Genomic DNA, 22,408 nt, shown 5'->3' on the forward strand with positions numbered 1-22,408 from the left:
GACACAACCCAACATTGCAGATGCGACGCAGACCAGCCAAGTAGCGTCACATTTGCAATACAATACAACCTAACACGGCATTTGCTCGTTGCATGAGTAGGCAATGTCGTAAATCCGCGGTTACACTTCATCTACACCAACAAGAAAGGCATCAATGATGACTACCGAATATCCTGTTTACACCCCAATCCGCGACCACGGCGAGGAACTCGCCAAAGCCGAGGCCGGCGTCGAAACGCTCGCTCTTGAGCGCGAGGACCGCTGGTACCCGAAGTACCACATCGCCTCGAACGGCGGCTGGATCAACGACCCGAACGGCCTGTGCTACTACAAGGGCCGTTGGCACGTCTATTACCAGCTGCACCCTTACGGCACCCAGTGGGGGCCGATGCACTGGGGCCACGTCTCCAGCGCCGACATGGCCGCCTGGCGTCGCGAGCCGATCGCGATGGCCCCCAGCCTCGAGCAGGAGAAGGACGGCGTCTTCTCCGGCTCAGCCGTGATCGATGACGACGGCAAACTCAAGTTCTATTACACCGGCCACCGCTGGACCAACGGGCGCGACGACGCCGACGGCCAGTGGCAGGTCCAGATGCTCGCCGAAGCCGAGGACGACGAGGCCACCAAACTCAACAAGCTCGGCATGGTCATCGATTGCCCGCGCGAACGCGTCGATTCCCACTTCCGCGACCCGAAAGTCTGGAAGCAGGACGGCGTCTGGCACCTGATCCACGGCGTCTCCACCGCCGACCACCGCGGCCAGATCTGGGCCTATACCAGCGATGACATGATCAACTGGACCTTCCAGAACGTGCTCTACGATGACCCGGACCCGGACGTCTTCATGCTCGAGTGCCCCGACTTCTTCCCCCTGAAGGACAAGGACGGCAACACCAAGTGGGTCATCGTCTTCTCCGCCATGGGCTCGAAGGCGCGCGGCTACATGAATCGCAATGAGAACAACGCCGGCTACATGATTGGCACCTGGACACCCGGCGAGGCGTTCAAGCCCGAGACCGAGTTCCGCCTGCTCGACGCCGGTGCGAATTACTATGCGCCACAGTCGTTCGAGGCGAACGGCCGGCGCATCATGTACGGCTGGATGAGCCCGTTCAGCGAAAGTGCGCCGATGCAGTCCGACGGCTGGTGCGGCCAGATGACCCTGCCACGCGAATGCTATCTCGGCGCCGACGGCGACCTGCACACCGTACCGGTGCCCGAGATCGACAAGCTGCGCATCAACACCTTCGAGCACGTCGCCCGCCCCATCGAGGCCAACGAGGAGGCCCTGGTCGACGAGGACGCCGAAGCCGTGGAGATCGAGCTGGACATCGACCTCAACGACACCACCGCCGAGCGCGCGGGCCTCAAGGTCCACGCCACCCCCGACGGCTCCTACACCTACGTCGCCTACGACGCGCAGGCCGGCACCGTGGTCGTCGACCGCCAGGCCGCGGCCCGCGGCGACCGCGGCTACCGCGCCGCCAAGCTCACCGACGCCGAACTCAACGCCGACGGGCTGAAGCTGCGGGTCTACGTCGACCGCGGCTCGGTCGAGGTCTACGTCAACGACGGCCTGCACGTGCTCAGCTCCTACAGCTACCCGTCCGAAGGCAAGCGGGGGGTCTTGCTCTCCGCCGAATCCGGCGTCCTCGCCGTCGACCGGCTCACCGTCCACGACCTCAAAAGCATCGGCCTCGAGTAATCGGCACCGATAGCCAAAATCCCATATAATATTGAGCCTGTCATCAACAACTCACGTTGACGACAGGCTCAATGTATCGGTTCAGACGGTTTCTTCGGCTCCATTTGACGACTATAAAAAGCGTCATCAAACGACTTTTCAAAATCCTACCTTACGATTTTCACCAATGCTACCTAAGGATTTTCGCCGGCCCTTATTATTGGATCGACATTGAACCGGCATAAAACCGACAACCGACGCTCGTCTCTGTTAGCTACATCACAGCTTTGGCCCGCGTGCCGTAGGGCGAAGCTACGGGCGACCGATTACTATATATAGAGGTATCGCATTGCCCAACCACTAGATGTAGTGTTGCACTGCCGGGAACCGACCGCTCAATGTCAACGGAATACGGGAGAATGAACCCTCCCAGACGTATTCGCGAGCGGCGGCCCCAGGCGCAAGGCGAATACCGCGAAACTTTAACAATACAGAACGGCACGAAAAGAAGGAACACTCATGACATACGAGGTCAAACTCGCCGATGACAAGATGATGGCCGATTCGCTGACGCCTCCGCAGTGGTCGACGGCCTTCGCCAAGGGTGCGGACCCCAAGTCCATGCGCATCCGCCCGGTCAACTGGAACAACATCCAGGACGACAAGGACCTCGAGGTGTGGAACCGCCTCATCGCCAACTTCTGGCTGCCCGAGAAGGTGCCACTGTCGAACGACATCCCGACCTGGCGCTCCATGACCGAGCACGAGCGCACCACCACGGTCCGCGTCTTCGCCGGGCTGACCACGCTCGACACCGAGCAGGCCACCGTCGGCGAGCTTGTCCAGATTCCGGACGCGCTCACGGAGCACGAGCAGGCCATCTACACCAATATCGCCTTCATGCAGTCGGTGCACGCCCGCTCCTATTCCTCCATTTTCTCCACCCTTTGCTCCTCCGAGCAGATCGACGAAGCCTACCGTTGGGCCGTGGGCAACGACCTCGTGCAGGAGCGCGTGCGCATCGTCATGGAGCAGTACCAGTCCGAGGACCCGCTCAAGCGCAAGGTCGCGGCGGTCATGCTCTCCTCGCTGCTGCTGTACGCGGGCTTCTACCTGCCGCTCTACTTCTCCAGCCGCGCCAAGCTGATGAACACCGCGGACATGATCCGCCTCATCCTGCGCGACAAGGCCATCCACGGCTATTATTCCGGCTACAAGTACCAGCGCCACCTCGAGCACCGCACCGCGGCCGACCAGGAAATGCTCAAGAAGTACACTGACGATCTCTTGAACCAGCTTTACGAGCTCGAGGTCAAGTACTCCGACCAGGTCTACGCCGGCTTCGACTTCATCGACGACGTGCAGGCATTCGTGCGCTACAACGCCAACAAGACGCTGATGAATCTCGGCTACGAGGCCAAGTTCTCCGCCGCCGAGACCAAGGTGAGCCCCGAGATCATCGCCGCGCTCAGCCCCTCGGCCGACGAGAACCACGACTTCTTCTCCGGCTCAGGCTCCTCCTACGTCATCGGCAACGCCGAGGCCACCGACGACGAGGACTGGGACTTTTAGTCTTCACAGCACGCATAGCGCACAAAGGTCGACAGACACAAATCAGGAATTGGCGGAAATCCGCCATTCTTGATTTCGTATCTGCCGACCTTTGCGCTATCTGCCCGTCCACATCAGGATCGCCAGGCCTCCTATGTCAGGATCGTCAGAAACTCTATGTCATAATTATCGGAAATCCTACGTCATAATCTCCCGAAATCCCATATCAGGATTGCCAGAAACTCTATGTCAGGATTATCCGATAGCCTAGATCATGATTATCGGAAATCCTACGTCAGAATTAGCCGATAATTCGCAGCAACCTTTAACGCGAAACGGGACGGAACAACACAGAACGGACGGCGGCGAATATGATCGAGCGAACCTTGAGCACATACGTCAAGAAACTCGCGACGTGGTTCCCGGTGGTGTCGATCACCGGGCCCCGCCAAAGCGGCAAGTCCACGCTCATCCAGAGCGTGTTCAGCGACTACGAGTACATCAACCTGGAGAGGCCGGACGTACGTGCCAACGCGCTGAACGATCCGGTCAGTTTCATCGAGAACCGCTCGGACAAGCTCATTATCGACGAGGCGCAATATGCGCCCGACCTGTTTTCGATGATTCAGACGGAATCGGACAGGCGAGGCACCCCCGGCCAATACATCCTCTCCGGCTCCCAGAATTTCCTGATGTTGAAGAACGTCAGGCAATCACTTGCTGGGAGGGCCGGCATCGCGCGCCTTTTGCCGCTTTCCTATATGGAAGCTCAAGGCTCCGCGCAGAAGCCTTCCGCGGACGAGTTCATGCTGCGCGGCGGCTACCCGCGCCCGTACGACGTCGACATCGATCTCGACGCTTATTTCGACGCGTATATCAGCAGCTATATCGAACGTGACGTCAAAGATTACCTAGACGTCCGCAACATCGACGACTTCCGCCGCTTCCTGAGACTTTGCGCCTTGAACGCCGGCAACCTGACCAACTACACGAACCTCGCCAACGACCTCGGGGTGAGCTTCCGCACGGTGAAATCATGGCTGTCGATCCTCGAATCGAGCTACATCCTGTTCACTCTGCCCCCGTACTTCAAAAGCGCCGGCAAACGCGTTGTCAAGACACCGAAACTCTACTTCTACGACACCGGCCTGCTGTGCAACCTCTTGGGCATTCATAGCATGGAACAGCTGCTCAACCACGAAATGTTCGGCGCTGTATTTGAGAATCTCATCGTTGCGGAGACGGCGAAACACTATTACAACGAAGGCAAAAAGCCGGAACTGTATTTCTACCGCGACGCCGACAAGCAGGAAGTGGACTTGATCGACATGTACGAATCCGCGGCGCCGAAACTGCTGGAGATCAAATCATCGAAAACCTACCACGACAGGCAGGGCAGGACACTCGCCAAGCTCGGCGGGCTGCTGGGTGTGCCTCGCGAACGGTGCGCCATCGTCTACCGCGGGACCGGGCCGATGCAGCTCAATCAGTACGCCGTCATCAACGCCACCGACTACCTCAGGTTCGACTACCCCGACGCAACCCTGCCCGGCACCCGGCCCACAACCAAGTAGCGATGCACTAGGCCGAACCAATACCCCTGTACGGAATCGCCCGGAAAACGCGGAAGCCGGGTCCCGTGGAACACGGGGACATCCGGCATCCGCACTCACACCGAAGCCCGGACACGCCTCCAAGCCGAAGCGGCCTTATCCTCCACGGCCTTTCGCCCGCCTCCGGCCCAATATCGTTTGACGGCATCTCGGCCTGCGGAAACGAACCAGGGCCGGGCTCCGTTTCGCTTTCCCGCACTTCACCCGCCATATCAAACGTTTCACCCGCTGTATTCGGCCTGCTACGCTTTATCCGCATCTGTCCCGTTCCGCGACGGCTACAGTGGAATTCATTGGATGAATCGCGGCCACAACCCGCATCCATCGTTGCGATACTGGCGTCGACACGGAAATAGAAGCAGCATGACGAGCGGCAAACACACCCAAAACAACCCACGGACCCACCGGTTCGCCGCCGCATCAATCGCGGCCCTGGCAGGACTGGCCATGCTCATCCCGACCGCCGGCGCCATGGCCAGCCCGGAACCCGCCGACAATGCGAACGTTCCAGCACAGAGCGCGTCGGCCGACGGCCAGACGAAAGCAGGCCAAGAAGCAAAGAACGCAGAAGGCCAGACGGTTTCCGGAGCCGCGAAAGCGTCGAACACGGGCACACAAAAGCGGACTTCCATGCCCAAGCGCCAAAACCTGCAGCAACAGCCCACGCGGCAATTGGTACCCGCCACGCGAGGCCTCGCGAAGCCGGCCCCAAGCCCGCAAAGCGGCTGCATCGTCGGCACCAGCACCATCGCCCAGTGCTTCCCCGACCATAATCTTGCGCAAGCCGTGGCCTACGTCAACGGTGTGAATATTGAAGCGACATTCACACAAGCGCAAATCAATGCCACAACACAGGTCGGCGTGGGTGGCCAAAAACCGGAAGAATATCAAGTCACTGATCTCACTGGAATCGAATACCTCACCAACCTCACATCGCTGGACATCTCTTGCAACCAAATCACCGATGTCACGCCGCTGAAAGGACTCACCAACCTCACATCGCTAATCATCTCCGGCAACCAAATCACCGATGTCACGCCGCTGAAAGAACTCACCAACCTCACCAACCTCAAGGCTTTAGAAAACAACATCAGCGACATCACGCCGCTGAAAAACCTCACCAACCTCACCAACCTCGTCCTCGAAGTGAACGCAATCAGCGACATCACACCGCTGGGAGGACTCACCAACCTCACCGACCTCGACATTGCTCGCAACGAGATCAGCGACATCACACCGCTGAAAAACCTCACCAACCTCACCGACCTCGACATTTCTCTTAATAATGTCACAGACGTCACACCGCTAAAGGGACTGGTCAACCTCACCACTCTTATGCTGGCAGATAATTTGTGGCTCAAAGACATCGCGCCACTTAGCTATCTCACCTCCCTCACCCACCTTAATATAAGTTGCACCAAAATCGACGACGTCACACCGCTCGGGAACCTCACCAACCTCACCGACCTTGATTCGTCTATCAACCCCATCAGCGACATCACACCACTGAAAAACCTCACCAACCTCACCGACCTTGACATCAGCCACGACAGAATCAGCGACATCAGTCCGCTCAAAGACCTTCCAAACGCTACACTAAAAGCCTGGGATCAATACATAACACTTCCAGCTACCAGCTCCCTGCCGTTAAACATCACCACGGCCAAAGACCTCAACGGTTCCTACATCACACCCACGTTGGATCCCACGACGGGTTCGTACAATCCCACGATGGGGACCGCCACCTGGAACAAGGGCACATTGCAATACAACAAATATGCCACCCTTACTTTCAGCACCCCGGCAAGCTCGACCCGTTCCCTCACTCTCGTTCAGTTCAGCGGCACCATCGAGCGCAGGCTAGTACCTCCCTCACCAACGCCCGATCCAACGCCCGATCCAACGCCCACACCCACACCCACGCCGACGCCGACACCAACGCCCACACCGACGCCCACTCCGACGCCACAGCAGCCGGCCCCGAAGGCTCCGTCCAAGCCCAAGCCCGAACAGAAGCCGCAGGCCGCCCCCAAGCAGCAGCTCGTGACCACCGGCAGCGCTGTGATTCCCGTCATCGCGGCAGCGGCAGTCCTCCTGGCGGCAGGAGCTGCGATCACCATCGTCGCATACGCCAGGAAGCACAAGGAATAAAGGGACCACAAGCCTGCGCGACATCGCGTTCGAATGCGCCGGCGCGCAGGCCACGTTCGACACGCGTTGAGCGTCAGCGTACCGGCAAGCTCCAGCTCGTCGCGCTTTCCAAGCCGGTCATCGCCAAGCGCGTCAGCCTGGACGACGGCATCGACGGCATCAAGGCGCTGGCCGAAGACAAGGAGCAGGTCAAGATCATGATCGAGCCGGAACTCTAAGACTCGAAAATACGTACTTCGCCCTTTGAACGACAGTGTTTATTCGCAAAGTATCTATACGACATTGGCCGGTGACGGCTTCGGTCTGATCCGATCCGTCACCGGCCAATGCTTATTAGGACTATCGAACATTCCCGACATAGTCTTTGCCTCGCTGGTGTCAAAACCACTCACATCAAGGTGAGTCACCCATTGAGCGAAGCTGGCATCAACTCCATGCCTTGGACATGACCAGTGTTATGAACAGCGGGATGCAAACCTTTGACAACGTTGACGGACTGATGTAGGAATTAAGAAATGCTTAGCCCCACCAAACGAACCGGAATGTTCCTCAAAGACGTCAAAAACTCAAGCGAAAGCATTTTGATCTCAATAAACTCAATTATGCTATCGACTTGCTGATGCGGCAAGACAGCGCTGCTTTAATTCATCAATACGACGTCCATGCCCTTACAAGGAACGTTCACACTTTTCGCGAGGCGCACATCGAGTCTGATTGGCTCCTGCTCTATCAAATCGAGCACAATACATTGACTCCGGTTCTCGTAGAGACGGGTAACCACAAGCAGCTATTGGGCAGACAATCCGTCTACTGCCGGCCCTGCCTGCGGTTGAAACGCTCGGCAACGCTGCGGTTGATTTCCCAGGCAACGAACTTGTAATACACTATCAGACCCAGCCAGACCAACGCATAGATCACGACGAAGGAAAGAATGAAATATACAAGCTGCTCACGGAACACAATCGTCCACCCGTTGACGAACACCCACGCACTGAAGGCGGCGAACGTGCACACGCAGTGAACCGGAATGGCGATGGACAGCGAGACTTCCACGTGGAACAGCAGATAGTCGAGCAGACCGACCACGATCTCCGGGCCAAGCAACGTTATTATGCTCATTCTATTGATGGGAATCCAGTTCGGGACGATGAGCTCGAAAACAACCAACATCACCGTGCCTACGGCAATGGCGGCGAAAAGATGATAAAGAATCTGCGAAAGCGGATCGTGCAAAATACCTTGCTGCCCATGATGGGACACCCGAAGGTTGCTCTTCCCCGGCGTGTGTGAACGACCATTGCGCATATTGCCATCCTTCGCTTCGCGACGTTCCGTTTCTCCCGATTGCAACGAACGTTCACTGCGATCCCCAGACACAGAATTACCGACCTTGTCATTTTCCTCTAACACGATTCATGCTCCTATCGCTCTGCGTAGAGCGTCAACGTAACGACGGCTCACCGTCTCATCTATCCCACCGGTAAGATGGGCGGTCATATTGCCGGAATAACTTCCTTCCAACGACTGCAGTTGATTGATGTTGATGGCGGCTTGCTTGGAAACCCTGATGCAAGTCGCAGGCAACAGGCTCAACACATGCACCAATGTATCTGCGGTCGCAACGACCTGCACACCCTCATCTTCGGCGGCGCCAACGGCCCCGGCCGGAGCGAGGATGCGGATCAGCACCAAGCTGCCCTGCACCTCCAAAGCGACGATATCTGACTCGCGCACCAACTGCAGTCCAGTTTGCGTGGTGACAGGAATGGCGGAAACCCGCCGATTACCCAAAGCCTGGATACTCTTCAGTGCTTGCTCCGCGTTGTTGCTGAACTCCGATGCCTCAACGATGACGTTCACCTGCCCTTGCGGCAAGGCCGAATTAGCCTGAAACGTAACATCCATACCCGTTCACACCACTTCTCTTTTTCGTAAACGCAGCACGAGCAACCGGCTGCAATACCGCTGACGACTCACTTTCGCGCCTCAACTTACCGGTGCTTTCAGCTACGTAAATCTCCCTCCTTTATAATACAGTCAATCTCTGAAAATCAACTATGCTGCTATGACACATACTGCGGCAATAGAGAGACTGGGCTTACCGCCTTTCCACCGTAACGCCATCAGTTTCCTTCCCTCTCTACACCGCCTCTACCGAAACCAGACAATAGATGCGTCCGTACCTGCATTAATTATTTACCGTTTATTGTTGTATCGCACGACTTCGCGACACACGGAGATATCGGCCAAGCGGCAGAAAATGCGCTCCAAGAGGTGTCACAACGCAGCCGTATTGCATCAGCGACTCCGCCACGAAACGACCAGCACAGCACGAATCGCTACGACCAACAAGGAAGGCGCTCAAGCACGCTCCTTGACTGTCGGCTCGGCACACATCGTTCGCACCATCTTTCCAAACCGCGCCTTGTCCGTTCCTTCCCCGACGAAAGGCTGACGCCGTAAGTGTGAAACCCGCTACACCTCGGTTCATTACACGCATTCCCCGTGCGCAAACATGCCAGTACGACTACGATTGCTATCTATGAGTGAACAACAAACTTGGGTGAACCCTCTGCGCGATCCGCGAGACCTGCGGCTGCCACGCATTGCCGGACCCTGCAGCCTGGTGATTTTCGGCGTCACCGGCGACCTGGCGAAAAAGAAACTGCTGCCGGCCATCTACGATCTGGCCAACCGCGGGCTGCTGCCGCCGAGCTTCGGGCTGATCGGATTCGGCCGCCGCGAATGGAGCAACGAGGAGTTCGCCAACTTCGTGGAAGAATGCGTGAAGGCTCGCTGCCGCACGCCGTTCCGCGAATCGACCTGGACGAACCTCGCCAAGGGCATGCGCTTCGTCACCGGCACGTTCGACGACAAGGCGGCCTTCGAGCGCCTGAGCCAGACGGTCAAGGAACTCGACCGCGACCGCGGCACGCGCGGCAACCACGCCTTCTACATGTCCGTGCCGCCGAGCGCCTTCCCCATCGTCTCCCAGCAACTGGCCGATTCCGGGCTCGCGCGCTCCAACGACGACGCATGGCGCAGGGTCATCATCGAGAAACCGTTCGGCCACGACCTGAAAAGCGCGAAGGAGCTCGACCGCGTGGTCTCCGAGGTCTTCGACCCGAGCTCGGTCTTCCGTATCGACCACTACCTCGGTAAGGAGACCGTGCAGAACATGCTGGCGCTGCGTTTCGCCAACTCCATGTTCGAGCCGATCTGGAACTCCAATTACGTCGACCACGTGCAGATCACCATGGCCGAGGACATCGGCATCGGCGGCCGCGCCGGCTACTACGATGGCATCGGCGCCGCGCGAGACGTAATACAAAATCATCTCTTGCAGCTGATGGCGCTGACCGCGATGGAGGAGCCGGTGAGCTTCGCCGCCAGTGACCTCACGGCCGAAAAGACGAAGGTGCTTTCCGCCGTCCGTCTGCCGCACGACCTCGGCGCCTACACCGCCCGCGGCCAGTATTCCGCGGGATGGCAGGGTTCGCAGGAAGTCTGCGGCTACCTCGACGAAAAAGGCATCGACAAGTCCAGCACCACCGAGACCTACGCCGCCATCACGCTCGGCGTCGACACGCGCCGTTGGGCCGGGGTGCCGTTCTACCTGCGTACCGGCAAGCGCCTGGGCAAGCGCGTCACCGAGATCGCCGTGGTCTTCAAACGCGCCCCGCATCTGCCCTTCGAGCAGACCGCCGTACGCGAGCTCGGCAACAACGCCATCGTCATCCGCGTGCAGCCCAATGAAGGCGTCACCATGCGTTTCGGCGCGAAGGTGCCGGGAGCCACCGCCATGGAGGTCCGCGATGTGTCGATGGACTTCAGCTACGGTCGTTCGTTCACCGAGAACTCGCCGGAAGCTTACGAACGCTTGATTTTGGACGTCTTGCTCGGCGATCCGCCGCTCTTCCCGACCACGGCCGAGGTCGATCTGAGCTGGAAGATCCTCGACCCGATCGAAGAATATTGGTCCACACTCGGCCAGCCGCAGCCGTACCGCGCCGGCACTTGGGGACCCAAGGTTGCCGACGAAATGCTCGCACGCGATGGACGTCATTGGAGGATGCCATGATCATCAAAATGCCGAATACCCAGACCGACGCCGTTGCGCGCAAAATCGAGGAACTCCATCAAAAGCGCGGCGAGGCCGGCAACGACCGCGTTTTGACGCTCATCATCTCGACCGTTGAGAGCGAGCTCGAAAACGCGCTGAAAATCGCCAATTTCGCAGGCCGCGAGCACCCCTGCCGCGTCATCGCCATCGTGCCGAACAGCAAGGAAGTGCCGTTCTGCGACGTCGACAAGGAACCGGACTGCTATGTCACCGATTCCGGCGACGTCGAGACCGACCTCGACGCGCAGGTTCGCTTCGGTGCCGACGCCGGTGCGGGCGAGGTCATCATCCTGCGTCCGCGCGGCGGGCTGTGCCAGCATACCGATACCTTGGTTATGCCGCTGCTGGTGCCCGATACACCGGTCGTCACCTGGTGGCCGACCAATCCGCCGGCGAACCCTTCTAAGGACCCGCTGGGAGCGATGGCCGGAAGCCGCATCACCGACGCCTTGCGTTCGGACGACCCCGACAAGACCTTTGACACGCTTCGTGCCAACTGGGAGCCCAAGGACGTCGACTTCTCCTGGACGCGTCTGACCATCTGGCGCGCGATGCTGGCCACCACCATCGACCAGCCGCCGCACCTGCCGATCGAGTCCGTCAAGGTGATCGGACAGCCCGATTATCTGCCGCTAAAACTGCTCGCCGCATGGCTCGCGCTGAAACTCAACGTGCCGGTCGAGCTCGGCTACGTCACCGGCGCCGAAGCCATCACCGGCGTCTATCTGAACCGCTCCGACGGCACGATTGCGCTGGAGCGCCCGGATTCGCGCGAAGCCGTCATCAGCCAGCCGGGGCAGACGCCGCAAAAGGTCGCCATGCCACTGCGTACGCTCGAGGACTGCCTGAGCGAGGAACTGCGCCGCATCGACCCGGACGAGGTCTACGCCGACGTCATCGCCAAGGGCTGGGGCATGGTTCAGGGCTGAGCCCGGGCATTGTTGATGCCTCTGCCAAGGGAGTGCCGTGCGAAAAGTGCGTTTTAGCTATGTTAAAGCGCACTTTTTACGCAGCACAGTGCAGAAAGTGCGTTTTAGCGATACTAAATGGCACTTTTTACACAGCACAGTGCGAAAAGTGCGTTTTAGCGATACTAAATGGCACTTTTTGCACTTCAAGCCTGGTCCGTCGCTCGAAACACAATGTGCACACGCTAGAAATACCGATGCCAGTGGCGCAAACCGGCAGTCATCTACACTTGTGGTATTCAATCAAATGTCCGGATGAAGTAAATGGACAAGGAGCATATTGCATATGGCTGATCGAAAACTGGAAGTATATAAGAACGCGGAAACCGTGGCTTTGGCGGCGGCGCAACGCACGTTGCTCGCCATTCTGGACGGGCTGAGCGAATGTGACAAGTCCGGCAAGGGCGACGCTGGCGCGAAACCGATTCGCAGCCGCTACGACGTGGCGCTGACCGGCGGCTCCGACATCCTGCGCGCGCTGACCTACATGGCCTCGAACCCGCTGGTCGACGCCATCGACTGGACGCGCGTTCACTTCTGGTGGGGCGACGACCGCTTCGTGGCCGCAACCGATGAGGACCGCAGCTCGTGGCAGGCCCGGCAACGCTTCCTCGACAAGCTGGTCGCCGACGGACGCCTGCCCGAGGCCAACATCCACGAGATGGCCACCGACACCCGCACGCCCGAACAGGTCGCAGCCGCCAGCGACGAGGAGAACGCGGCTCTGGTCGCCAAAGCCGCGGCCGATTACGACTCCGCCCTCAAGCGCGAGCTCGGCGGCGAACCGGCAATGGACCTGCTGATCCTCGGCATGGGGCCGGACGGCCATTTCGCCTCGCTGTTCCCCGGCCACGGCGAGATCAAGATCGGCACCTCTGCGCCTCACACAGCCAACGTCAACGGTTCCAATGAAACCAGCACCGGAACAGCTGCTTGTGTCAGCAGTAACCTTAACCCTTCCGCCGGCGCAAATACCGAAGCCAGGGTTTCCGCCGAAATCGACACGAGAACAGATACCTCCGCCGAGGTCACAGGAACAGACTCATCAACATATCCACTTGCCGCCGGCGTGACCCACTCCCCCAAGATGCCGCCGCTGCGCATTTCCATGACCGCGCCGATGCTCGCCCGAACCCGCCGCACCTGGATGCTCACGTGCGGGGCCGGCAAGGCCGATGCCACCGCCGCCGTTTTCGCGAGCGCCAACAATCCCGCGTATCCTGCCAGCTTTGCCGCCGGCACCGAAGAGTTCGCGTGGTTCACCACGCCAGACGCGGTTGCGAGACTTTAGTATTCACCAACGTGGTCGGTTTCAAAATAATCTCTGAAACCGACCACATCATTGTTGTTGACGAACGATATTTCAACAATTTCAGAGTTTTCGTCGGTTTTATCAAGGTTCTCACGATTTTGGTGCTGGCAAACCGCACGCTACCAATCACCAAAGCCCGTTTACCAGCACCACCAAGATTCCCACTGCCTCCAATGCCGGCAAACCGCACATAACCATTCGCCACAGTCCGTTTACCAGCACGGCCAAGATTCCCACTGCTTTCAATGCTGGCAAACCGCACATTACGAATCACCAAAGTCCGTTTACCAGCACTAACCGCTGTATTTGCACGGTTGCGCCCGATACAAAACAGACATGCCCCTCCGATACAAAACAGATACAAAACCGTCCTCCGCCAGATACCGAAACTATCGGTATTCGACAAAGGACGGAATAATTCAGATTCTCGCAACCGACCAAATACTTATTCGGCTGCGAAAATCAGGCGATTAAGCGTCGGCAATCAACTAATCAGTTCAACCGATCAATCGCTCATCTTTTCTTCCGGACGGTCCTTCTCGGCCCACAGGGTGTGGAAGGCGCCGGGCTCGTCGACGCGGCCGTAGGTGTGCGCGCCGAAGAGATCGCGCTGGGCCTGGATGATGGTGGCCGGCAGACGCTTGGAACGCAGACCGTCGTAGTAGGAAAGCGAGGTCGAGAAGACCGGTGCGGGGATGCCGCAGCTCGCGGCCTTGCCGACCACACGACGCCAGGAAGCCTGCGCCTTGTCGATGGCGCTCTTGAAGTAGGGCGCGAAGAGCAGCGAGATGTCGGCCTCGCCGGACTCGAACGCGTCGGAGACGACGTTGAGGAACTGGGCACGGATGATGCAGCCGCCGCGCCAGATGCGCGCCACAGCGGCCAGATCGATCTTCCAGTCGTACTGCTTGGCGCCGTCGTTGATCTCGTTGAAGCCCTGCGCGTAGGCGACGATCTTGGAGGCGTAGAGCGCTTGACGAATGTCTTCGATGAAAGCCCTGCGCTCGTCGTCGTTCGCGAACTCGAGCTTGCCATCAGGGCCGGCGAGATTCTGCTTGGCGGCGCCTTCACGCAGCTCGACCTGGTCGGAAAGTCCACGCGCGAACACGCCTTCGGCGATGGCGGTAACGGGGGTGCCGAGCTCGAGGGCGGTCTGAACCGTCCAGGTGCCGGTGCCCTTCATGCCGGCCTGATCGACGATGACGTCAACCAGCGGCTTGCCGGTCTTCTTGTCTTTCTGATGCAGCAGGTCGGCGGTGATCTCGATCAGATACGAATTGAGCTCGGTCTTGTCCCAAGCCTCGAACACGTCGCCGATCTCGTCGGGGGTCATGCCCATTCCACGGCGCATCAGATCGTAGCTTTCGGCGATGAGCTGCATGTCGGCATATTCGATGCCGTTGTGGACCATCTTGACGAAGTGGCCGGCACCGTTCTCGCCGATATGGGTGACGCAGGGCTCGCCCTCCGCCTTCGCGGCGATGGACTTGAGGATCGGGCCGAGAGTCTTCCAGGACTCATCGGTGCCGCCGGGCATCATGGACGGGCCGTTCAGCGCGCCTTCCTCGCCGCCGGAAACGCCACAGCCGACGAAGTGCAGGCCGCGGGAGCGAATTTCCTTCTCGCGACGGATGGTGTCTTTGAAGTAGGAATTGCCGCCGTCGACGATGATATCGCCGGGATCCATGGCATCGGCGAGCGCCTCGATCATCGCGTCGGTCGGCGCACCGGCCTTGACCATGATGATGGCCGTGCGCGGCTTGGTGAGGGAGGCGACGAACTCGTCGATGGTTTTGGCAGGCACGAACTTGCCCTCGGTGCCGTGATCGGCCATGAGCTTTTCGGTGCGCTCATAATGGCGGTTGTAAAGCGCCACGGTGTTGCCGTGATGCGCGAGGTTACGCGCGAGGTTCGAACCCATTGCCGCCAGACCGACGACTCCAATATTTGCTACAGCTTCCGTCATTGTTAGCCTTTCAATTTGACATTTCTTCGGCGGCGCGGACGACCGGAACCGTTTCCCGGCTTGCCCTGCAACCTGCCTAAGTTTTTAATGTTTCCGGACTTTGCCGAACCCGAAACATACTCCCCTAGTCTATCGCCATCCGAGCCTTTACGCGTTCCCGGAAAGTGGAATATACCACATTGCAATATGTCATAGGCAGCAAACCGTGGCAACATGACGTTGCGCGGGCTCTTTCAAAACTTGGCCCCGCCGTCACCAACGCAACGACAGGGCCAAGAAACGTTTTGCCACGGGGACTTACTCGACCAACAGCGCGCGCAAGCCGGCAACCTCATCCGCACTCATGCCGTTTTGCAGGCAATACTGCTCGGCACTTCCGTATTCGCTCTTGATGCCGGCGAGCACGCCACGCATCAGTTCCGGCGGCGAGGCGAGCATCGCGGTCTGGGCCGCGGTGATCTGGCCGACGCCCTTTTCATCGCTGTTCAGGCCTTTCAGCACGGCTTTCTTGAAGGCGTCGCCGAGGTTCGCGCCGGACTGGGCATAGCAGGAGACCACCATGTCGTCGCTCACGCCGAGCAGGCTCATCAGGATGCCCGAGGTGATGCCGGTGCGGTCCTTGCCGGCGGTGCAATGGATAAGCATCGGATGGCCGTCGTCTTTCAGCAGCTTGCGCAGGATGAGCACGATCTGTTCGGCCGAGCCAAAGACGATATCGTGATACATTTCGGCCATGTCGATGCCTTTGGACATCTCCTTCATGCCGCCCTGCTCGGTCATGGTGGTCTTTAAGAGCGGAACGCGATCGACATGGATATCGTCGGGAAGGATGTACGGCCATTGCTCCACTTCGAGCGGGTCGCGCAGGTCCACCACCTCCTTGACATTGAGACGGTGCAGGTCGTCGAGGCCATGCTCGCCCAGGAAATTCAGGCCTGCCGTCCGGAAGAAGAGGCCGTCGCGCAATTTGTGGCCGTCCTGCGTCGGGTAGCCGCCGATTCCGCGGGAGTTCGGGACGCCGTCGATAACGACCCCGGCCCCGTCGCCGTTCGGACGATAGTCAAGGTAGGCCGTGTCGCCTGCAGCACCGTTGGAAACGACGCCGGCAATGTCGCCTTTGATATCGCCGGTAATGTCGCCGGTATCATCCGCGTTGAGATTTGTCATACTGCTCCTGCTTTCATCAGTCGGAAATGAACCGATCTGTCATTATTACGATGAAACAAGTCTATCCGCAAACCTCAGCGTTACCTGAATATCGCCATAATACGAAGTGTCGGCGGCGCGATTGGCGGGCAACCGATTAACCGCGTCATCAACGTTCCTAAAACCTTACAGCCAAGCCATATCGCCGGTTTCTCTTCCTATATTACTTATCACAATTCGATTTGCGGTACTCGAACTTTGCGTTTCTTCGGCAATCTGAAACAGACGTATAGCATTAGTTGCCGGCCGGCCGAATTTCCCATTTACGACGAAATCCCCGACAACGGCAGAACGGTCGGGCGATAGAGCCATAATCATCAATGAGAAGACGCTCCCGCTCCGACGCGGATTTGCGACGAACGAGCCGATTATGAGTAACGCGACACGACAGAAGGTTGAGAACAATGCAGTACATCAACACGACCATCGACGGTATTGACGGCACCAAAGCTGATTTCAGCGTCTATTCCATCGACAACAGCAAGGAAATCGACCCACAGCGCCGGCGGCCCACCGTGCTCGTCATTCCCGGCGGAGGCTATGTCTTCACCAGCGACCGCGAGGCCGAACCCATCGCGCTCAAAATTCTGGGGGCGGGTTACAACGCGGCCATACTGCGATATTCCTGCGCTCCGTCCGTTTACCCCACCGCTTTGCTCGAAGCCGCGGAAGCCATGAAACTGCTGCGAGAAAACGCCGAGGCCTGGCACATCAAGCCGGATGCCATCGTTGCCGCGGGATTCTCAGCGGGCGGGCATCTTGCCGGCAACCTCGCCACCACCGCAGGCGACGAGACCATGCGAGCCCACGGCTACGACCCGGACGCCGTGCGGCCGAACGGACTGATGCTCGGCTACGCCGTCACCACCTCCGGCAGATACGCCCATCGCGACAGCTTCGACAAGCTGCTCGGGCCAAAGGGCAAGAACGACGAGAAATTGCTCGAGGAGGTCTCAATCGAAAGGCACATCGACGCCAAGACCCCGCCGACTTTCATCTGGCACACCGTCACCGACGAGACGGTACCCGTTGAGGGCGCGGAGATGACATTCGACGCGTGCGTGTGCGCCAAGGTCCCGGTCGAGGCCCACTTCTTCCCCACCGGCCATCACGGCCTCTCGCTGGCCAACGCCGATGTGGCAGGGGCCGATGACCCACACGGCGTCGACGAAGGCGTGCAGCAGTGGATGCCGCTGTTCATCGCCTGGCTCGACCGCAATTTCGGCGACGCACGCTGAACCGAACAGCCGACGGCGCGTTCCTCGATCCCGTAAAAAAACGCGTCCCGTAGCATCATCCCGATACGAATAATGGAATGCTGCGGAAACCTGACACTGCCTGTCCAGGTTTCCGCAGCATTCCATTTGTGGTAAGAAAGCCGCCATCGGTTGGCAGAAAAGCCCCGCCAGCCTACAGCCCTACTTTATTTTGATTGATGGGCGATCTTGTACTCACTCGCCCACTCGTCGACGAACACCTTGCTCACCTTGTCCCAACCATTAGTGCCTTGAGCATATCCCAGCAGGGCATTCGTGAGGTCGGACTTCCACTGTTCGGAAGGAATGTAGAGGAAGTCCCACGGCACATCCTTCTTGCCTTCCTTCTTGTACTCGTTGGCAGCCTGCATGATCGGGTTCTTGGTGGCATACTTGCCGGTGAAGGTCTTGAACGGCGTGCTGAAGCCCATGGTGTTCGCCCATTCGTCACGCCCGGTGTCAGAGGTGACCAACCACTTCAGGAAGTCCTTGGTGGCCTTGATGGCCTTGGGCGACGCCTTCTTGTTCACCATCCAGTACGTTTCTGAACCGGTGGCCATGCCGTAGTTGCTCTCTCCCGGAGCTCCGATGTAAATCGGGATGGCCCCGACGTTGCTGGCGCTCACCTTGCCGTCGCGGATGTTAGGCCAAGCCCATGAACCGTTGTGGAAGAAGACCGCCTTGCCGGTGTTGAATTCGGCGAGCGAATCGTTCAGGGTCTTGCTGCCCAGGGTGTTCTTCGGCACCGTCGAATCGTTCATGTAAAGATCGGTGATGTTCTTGAACTGAGGAAGGAACGTTCCCTTAATCGTTGCAGGCTGCTTGGTGATATGGTCCTTTTCGAACTCATAGGCAATCGGCATGTTGGAAAGGTGCACGTACCACCTGAAGTAGGACGAGGCGTCGAAGCCCATCGAGGAGAACGCTCCTTCGAGGCCGAGCTTGTCCTTGTTCGCCTGAATCTCATCCGCTACGGTCTTCAGGCTCTTGAAGTCTTTGATGTCTTTGACGTTCTTGATGCTGGCTCCGGGCATATCGAAGTACTTCTGCAGCAGATCCTTGCGATAGATCAACCCATAGGTCTCGTTGACCATCGGCACGGCCAAGACGTGCTTGCCGTCGTCGGAACGCAGCGCTACGGACTTATCCTCAAGCTGCTTGTAAGCCTCGGTATCTTCAATCGGAGCGGCGTAATCCTTGTATTGGTCGAGGCCGACCTGACCGAGAACGCGGAAAACGGTGGGAGGCTTGCTCTTGGCCAGTTCAGACTTCAGCGTCTGCACATAGGTGCCGGATGTCGCGCTTCGCGCATTGAAAGGCACTCCGGTCTCTTTCGTGAACTTCTTGCCCAAGACCTGAATGGAATCCACGATCTCGCTTTTGTTGTTCAGATAGTACACACCGTCTGACGACGCACCCTTGCTGCCAGAAGACCCGCAGCCGGCCAGGCTGGCGCAAATCGTCACCGCCACCCCTGCCGCTATCAATGAATTAATACGTTTCATAATTGTTCCTCTCTGAATCAAACCCGGCAATAAAAAAGCAGCCGATTACGTTCCCACAATCGCAGAACTTTGTCGTTCTTATGAAAACGCTTGTATGAGTATATCTACGTTATTTTTATTTGTCAAATACTCTCTTCAAACGAAAACGATATCACAATAAAGTCACTACAGAATCAAAAACGAGCGACAGATTGGCGCAATGAAAGCCGCGCAATGCAAGAACCCCTTAGCGTTGACAGACAGAAGATGCCTAGCCGTATCATATAATCATATTGGATGTAAGGAAACACACCATCATCGGAGGAACCATGCAAGAAGCAACCATCGAGGACGTGGCCAAGCTATCTGGCGTATCTATTGCAACCGTTTCCAGAACATTTAAGCATCCGGAACTCGTCGCCGAAAAAACACGCAAGAAAATCAAGTCCGTGGCAAAAGACCTCGATTTTTCAATCTCACGCTCGGCAATGATCCTTCAGGCAGGCAAAACCTACCGCATCGCGCTCCTATTCAACGAGCGACCTTCGACATGGTTCAATGCCCATATCTACGAAGGTCTGAATGCGGTCCTCCAGCCGGCAGGATACGACATCACGCTCCAACGAATCGTCTCGAGTGACGACAGGCATAAATTCTTCGAAACCTTGCCCATTCGCCGCAATGTCGACGCAGTGATCGTAGCCTCAATCAACATCAGCGAGAACGACTCCGCCCGACTTCACAGCATGAAAGTTCCCATTGTCGGCATCAACGCCGTGCCGGAAGACGCTTTTAACCTTTCGATCCGCATTGACGACAGACAGTCGATGCGTCTGGCCACACAGCACCTGATCTCCATAGGGCACAGGAACATCGCTTTTATTGCGTACCAGTACGGGCAAGAGGACATCGGAACGTTGAACTTTACCACCAACTTCCGTATCCAGGGTTTCAAGGACGCCTGCGAAGAAGCCGGAATCAAACCGACCATCATCAATGTGCGCCGAGGGGAAAACGTCATCGACAACGTTTTGACGAGCCTTTTCCAGCTACAACCGACGCCTACGGCCATCTGCTGCCAACAGGATTCGCTGGTCGTGCCTTTGGTGCCCAGGCTCGAACAGTTCGGCTACCGCGTACCGGACGACATCTCAATCATCAGCGTCGACGATTCTGACTTCGCCCGGGAAATGGGGCTTACCGAAATCCGCCAGGATCCGACCGAAATGGCGCAGACCATAGCCACACGCCTCCTTGCCATGCTCGAGGGGCAGGAAGTCGATGTCAAGCACCAGATCCTGCCCACACAGATAGTATTTCGAAATTCAACAAGACCTTACCGTGCCGCCGCACCGGCCATGCAACAGCGGTAAAACGGCACGGCACACCGTTGCTGAATCATTGTTGCTGAATCATTGTTGCTGAATCATTGTTGCTGAATCATTGTTGCTGAATCATTCAGCAGCGCAGCACAGCAAAGCTCTGCGCCCCAAGACTCAACGCGTTGCCCTCTTCACCGGATTCAGGCCGCACCTGTCCTATTGCAGCCAGGCAATCCTCAGATTCGGCGGGATTCAGCCCGTCAGGCAATGCCACGCGTTCATCCTCCAGACCGGGATTGAGAGCAATCAGCAGACGCTCACCGTCATCGCCCGACCGAAGATAAGCGAATGACCGGCCGTTCTCGGGGGCCGCCACAACCTCAAAGCCGCCATCGGCGCGCAGGGCCCGGTGCCCCGGGCGCAACCCAAGCAGCAACTTTGTCCAATGCAGCATCGAGTCCGGATCCTTCTCCTGCTTTTCGACCGTCGGAGCATCCTGGCTCGGGTCGACAGGAAGATACAGATCCTCTTTCGCGCCTTGCGAGAAGCCAAGGTTGGCGCCAGCACCCCACTGCATCGGTGTTCGACTTCCCGTACGGAAGTAGCCACCCTCCTTGGTCGGAAGGGCATAATATCGCATTGCGATTTCGTCGCCATAGTAGACGAACGGCACACCCGGCATCGTCAACAGCATACCGTAGGCAATCTTGATCTCCAGATCCGAAAGTCGGGGGGCCAGACGCACGGTATCGTGATTGCACGTCAGGAAGCAGAAGTATCCCCTGTCTTTCGTCGCCTCGTATTCCGGCAGGTAGTCCGCCAGGAATGCCTTGATACTTGTGCCGCTATCCGCGGTGAAATAACTCAGGTCTTTTTCCTGCTCTCCATCTTTCACAAAACGGCGGGCCAGCAGATTGTAGCCGTTCGCCTCTCGCACCGCTGTCTTCTCGTGGTTGAGGTAAAAGTCCATGTCAAAGCCGGCGCTCAGCGCATCCTGAGGCGCTGCCCATTCGGAGACAAACGCGGATTCCGGGAACTCCTGCTTCACCGGGGAAAGCATTTCCTTCCACGCCTCGATGGTCGCGTGATGATGAGCATCGTCATTCTTGACGAGGGACCGTGCCATATCGACGCGGAAGCCATCGCAACCTCGCGAAAGCCAATAACGCATTACATCTACCATTGCCTGTTTCGTCGCACGGGCTGCGGGAGAGTCCGTGCTCATCTGCCACGGCCTGTCGATCTTGGCAAAACCATAGTTCAGCGCAGGCTGGCACTTGAAGAAGTTGAGGATATAGGCGGCATCGCGCTTGCTCTCTCCGCCGATGAACGGCAAGGCGTAGCCGCTGAACGCGCCATCGGTCCAGATGAAACGGTCGGAATACTCATTGCGTTCGACTTTCGTGCTCTGCCGGAACCATTCGTGCTCTTCGCTGGTATGGCCAGGCACCAAATCAAGCAGCACGCGCATCCCTTTTGCGTGCGCTTGACGGAAGAGACGAATCATGTCGTCATTCGTGCCATAGCGTGGAGCGATCTTGCAGTAGTCGCTGACATCATAACCGGCATCCTTGAACGGTGATTCAAAGCAAGGATTGATCCACAGGGCGTTGCACCCCAGGCCCTTGATATAGTCAAGTTTTTCGATGATACCGTTGAGGTCCCCGATGCCGTCTGCGTTTGAATCACGGAAACTTTGCGGGTAGATTTCGTAGAACACGGCTGACTTCAGCCATTCCGGTGATGGGAAAACCCCCATTATACTGTCCTTT

General features: G+C 58.0%; 16 protein-coding genes. 9 read left to right on the forward strand and 7 right to left on the reverse strand.

Going from position 1 to position 22,408, the window contains the following annotated elements; all coding sequences use genetic code 11:
• Positions 1-154 precede the first annotated feature (154 nt).
• The 4 genes from OZX71_RS08115 to OZX71_RS08130 all read left to right on the forward strand — a co-directional run bounded on the left by OZX71_RS08115 (position 155) and on the right by OZX71_RS08130 (position 6,999).
• The gene (locus OZX71_RS08115) at positions 155-1,705 is read left to right on the forward strand and encodes a GH32 C-terminal domain-containing protein (RefSeq protein ID WP_277159960.1); all 1,551 of its coding nucleotides are present in this window, start codon (positions 155-157) and stop codon (positions 1,703-1,705) included.
• 531 nt (positions 1,706-2,236) lie between these two features.
• Positions 2,237-3,256, forward strand: a complete 1,020-nt coding sequence (nrdF, locus tag OZX71_RS08120; protein WP_277160695.1) for a class 1b ribonucleoside-diphosphate reductase subunit beta — start codon at positions 2,237-2,239, stop codon at positions 3,254-3,256.
• 350 nt (positions 3,257-3,606) lie between these two features.
• On the forward strand, positions 3,607-4,809 hold the full coding sequence (locus OZX71_RS08125; RefSeq protein WP_277159961.1) for an ATP-binding protein: 1,203 nt from the start codon (positions 3,607-3,609) through the stop codon (positions 4,807-4,809).
• 402 nt (positions 4,810-5,211) lie between these two features.
• Complete coding sequence (locus OZX71_RS08130) at positions 5,212-6,999, forward strand: leucine-rich repeat domain-containing protein (RefSeq protein ID WP_277159962.1); 1,788 nt, start codon at positions 5,212-5,214, stop codon at positions 6,997-6,999.
• 807 nt (positions 7,000-7,806) lie between these two features.
• On the opposite strand, the gene OZX71_RS08135 is transcribed toward OZX71_RS08130, so the two are convergent.
• Positions 7,807-8,409 carry a DUF3021 domain-containing protein gene (locus tag OZX71_RS08135; RefSeq protein WP_277146077.1) on the reverse strand — a complete coding sequence of 201 codons (603 nt, stop codon included), beginning with the start codon at positions 8,407-8,409 and terminating at the stop codon, positions 7,807-7,809.
• A gap of 3 nt (positions 8,410-8,412) precedes the next feature.
• Positions 8,413-8,904, reverse strand: a complete 492-nt coding sequence (locus tag OZX71_RS08140) for a LytTR family DNA-binding domain-containing protein (RefSeq protein ID WP_277146076.1) — start codon at positions 8,902-8,904, stop codon at positions 8,413-8,415.
• A gap of 637 nt (positions 8,905-9,541) precedes the next feature.
• Here OZX71_RS08140 and zwf point away from each other — a divergent pair.
• The 3 genes from zwf (at position 9,542) to OZX71_RS08155 (ending at position 13,381) form a co-directional block, all read left to right on the forward strand.
• On the forward strand, positions 9,542-11,080 hold the full coding sequence (gene zwf / locus OZX71_RS08145; RefSeq protein WP_277146075.1) for a glucose-6-phosphate dehydrogenase: 1,539 nt from the start codon (positions 9,542-9,544) through the stop codon (positions 11,078-11,080).
• The gene (locus OZX71_RS08150; RefSeq protein ID WP_277159963.1) at positions 11,077-12,051 is read left to right on the forward strand and encodes a glucose-6-phosphate dehydrogenase assembly protein OpcA; all 975 of its coding nucleotides are present in this window, start codon (positions 11,077-11,079) and stop codon (positions 12,049-12,051) included. Before zwf ends, OZX71_RS08150 begins: the two co-directional genes overlap by 4 nt.
• A 325-nt stretch (positions 12,052-12,376) precedes the next feature.
• Positions 12,377-13,381 (forward strand): 6-phosphogluconolactonase, encoded by a 1,005-nt coding sequence (locus tag OZX71_RS08155; RefSeq protein ID WP_277159964.1) that lies wholly within the window; start codon positions 12,377-12,379, stop codon positions 13,379-13,381.
• On the opposite strand, the gene OZX71_RS08160 is transcribed toward OZX71_RS08155, so the two are convergent.
• The 3 genes from OZX71_RS08160 to OZX71_RS08170 form a co-directional block, all read right to left on the reverse strand.
• Positions 13,350-13,808 (reverse strand): hypothetical protein, encoded by a 459-nt coding sequence (locus OZX71_RS08160; RefSeq protein ID WP_277159965.1) that lies wholly within the window; start codon positions 13,806-13,808, stop codon positions 13,350-13,352. The genes OZX71_RS08155 and OZX71_RS08160 overlap by 32 nt on opposite strands.
• A 99-nt stretch (positions 13,809-13,907) precedes the next feature.
• The gene (gndA, locus tag OZX71_RS08165; protein ID WP_277159966.1) at positions 13,908-15,368 is read right to left on the reverse strand and encodes an NADP-dependent phosphogluconate dehydrogenase; all 1,461 of its coding nucleotides are present in this window, start codon (positions 15,366-15,368) and stop codon (positions 13,908-13,910) included.
• A gap of 297 nt (positions 15,369-15,665) precedes the next feature.
• Positions 15,666-16,535, reverse strand: coding sequence for a tyrosine-protein phosphatase (locus OZX71_RS08170; RefSeq protein WP_277159967.1), 870 nt, complete (start codon positions 16,533-16,535; stop codon positions 15,666-15,668).
• A 443-nt stretch (positions 16,536-16,978) separates the two neighbouring features.
• On the opposite strand from OZX71_RS08170, the gene OZX71_RS08175 reads away from it, so the two are divergent.
• Entirely contained in the window at positions 16,979-17,812 is an 834-nt protein-coding gene (locus OZX71_RS08175; RefSeq protein WP_277146070.1) for an alpha/beta hydrolase, read from the forward strand.
• 185 nt (positions 17,813-17,997) lie between these two features.
• Here the strand turns inward: OZX71_RS08175 and OZX71_RS08180 are convergent, their stop codons facing one another.
• Complete coding sequence (locus OZX71_RS08180) at positions 17,998-19,335, reverse strand: ABC transporter substrate-binding protein (RefSeq protein WP_277146069.1); 1,338 nt, start codon at positions 19,333-19,335, stop codon at positions 17,998-18,000.
• A 308-nt stretch (positions 19,336-19,643) separates the two neighbouring features.
• Here OZX71_RS08180 and OZX71_RS08185 point away from each other — a divergent pair, with 308 nt between their 5' ends.
• Positions 19,644-20,687 carry a LacI family DNA-binding transcriptional regulator gene (locus tag OZX71_RS08185; RefSeq protein ID WP_277146068.1) on the forward strand — a complete coding sequence of 348 codons (1,044 nt, stop codon included), beginning with the start codon at positions 19,644-19,646 and terminating at the stop codon, positions 20,685-20,687.
• Between the two features lie 85 nt (positions 20,688-20,772).
• Here the strand turns inward: OZX71_RS08185 and OZX71_RS08190 are convergent, their stop codons facing one another.
• Positions 20,773-22,395: an alpha-amylase family glycosyl hydrolase gene (locus OZX71_RS08190; protein ID WP_277159968.1), complete on the reverse strand. Its 1,623-nt coding sequence runs from the start codon at positions 22,393-22,395 to the stop codon at positions 20,773-20,775.
• Positions 22,396-22,408 lie beyond the last annotated feature (13 nt).

Origin of the sequence: Bifidobacterium sp. ESL0764 (genome assembly GCF_029395515.1) — a bacterium.
Lineage (GTDB): Bacteria > Actinomycetota > Actinomycetes > Actinomycetales > Bifidobacteriaceae > Bifidobacterium.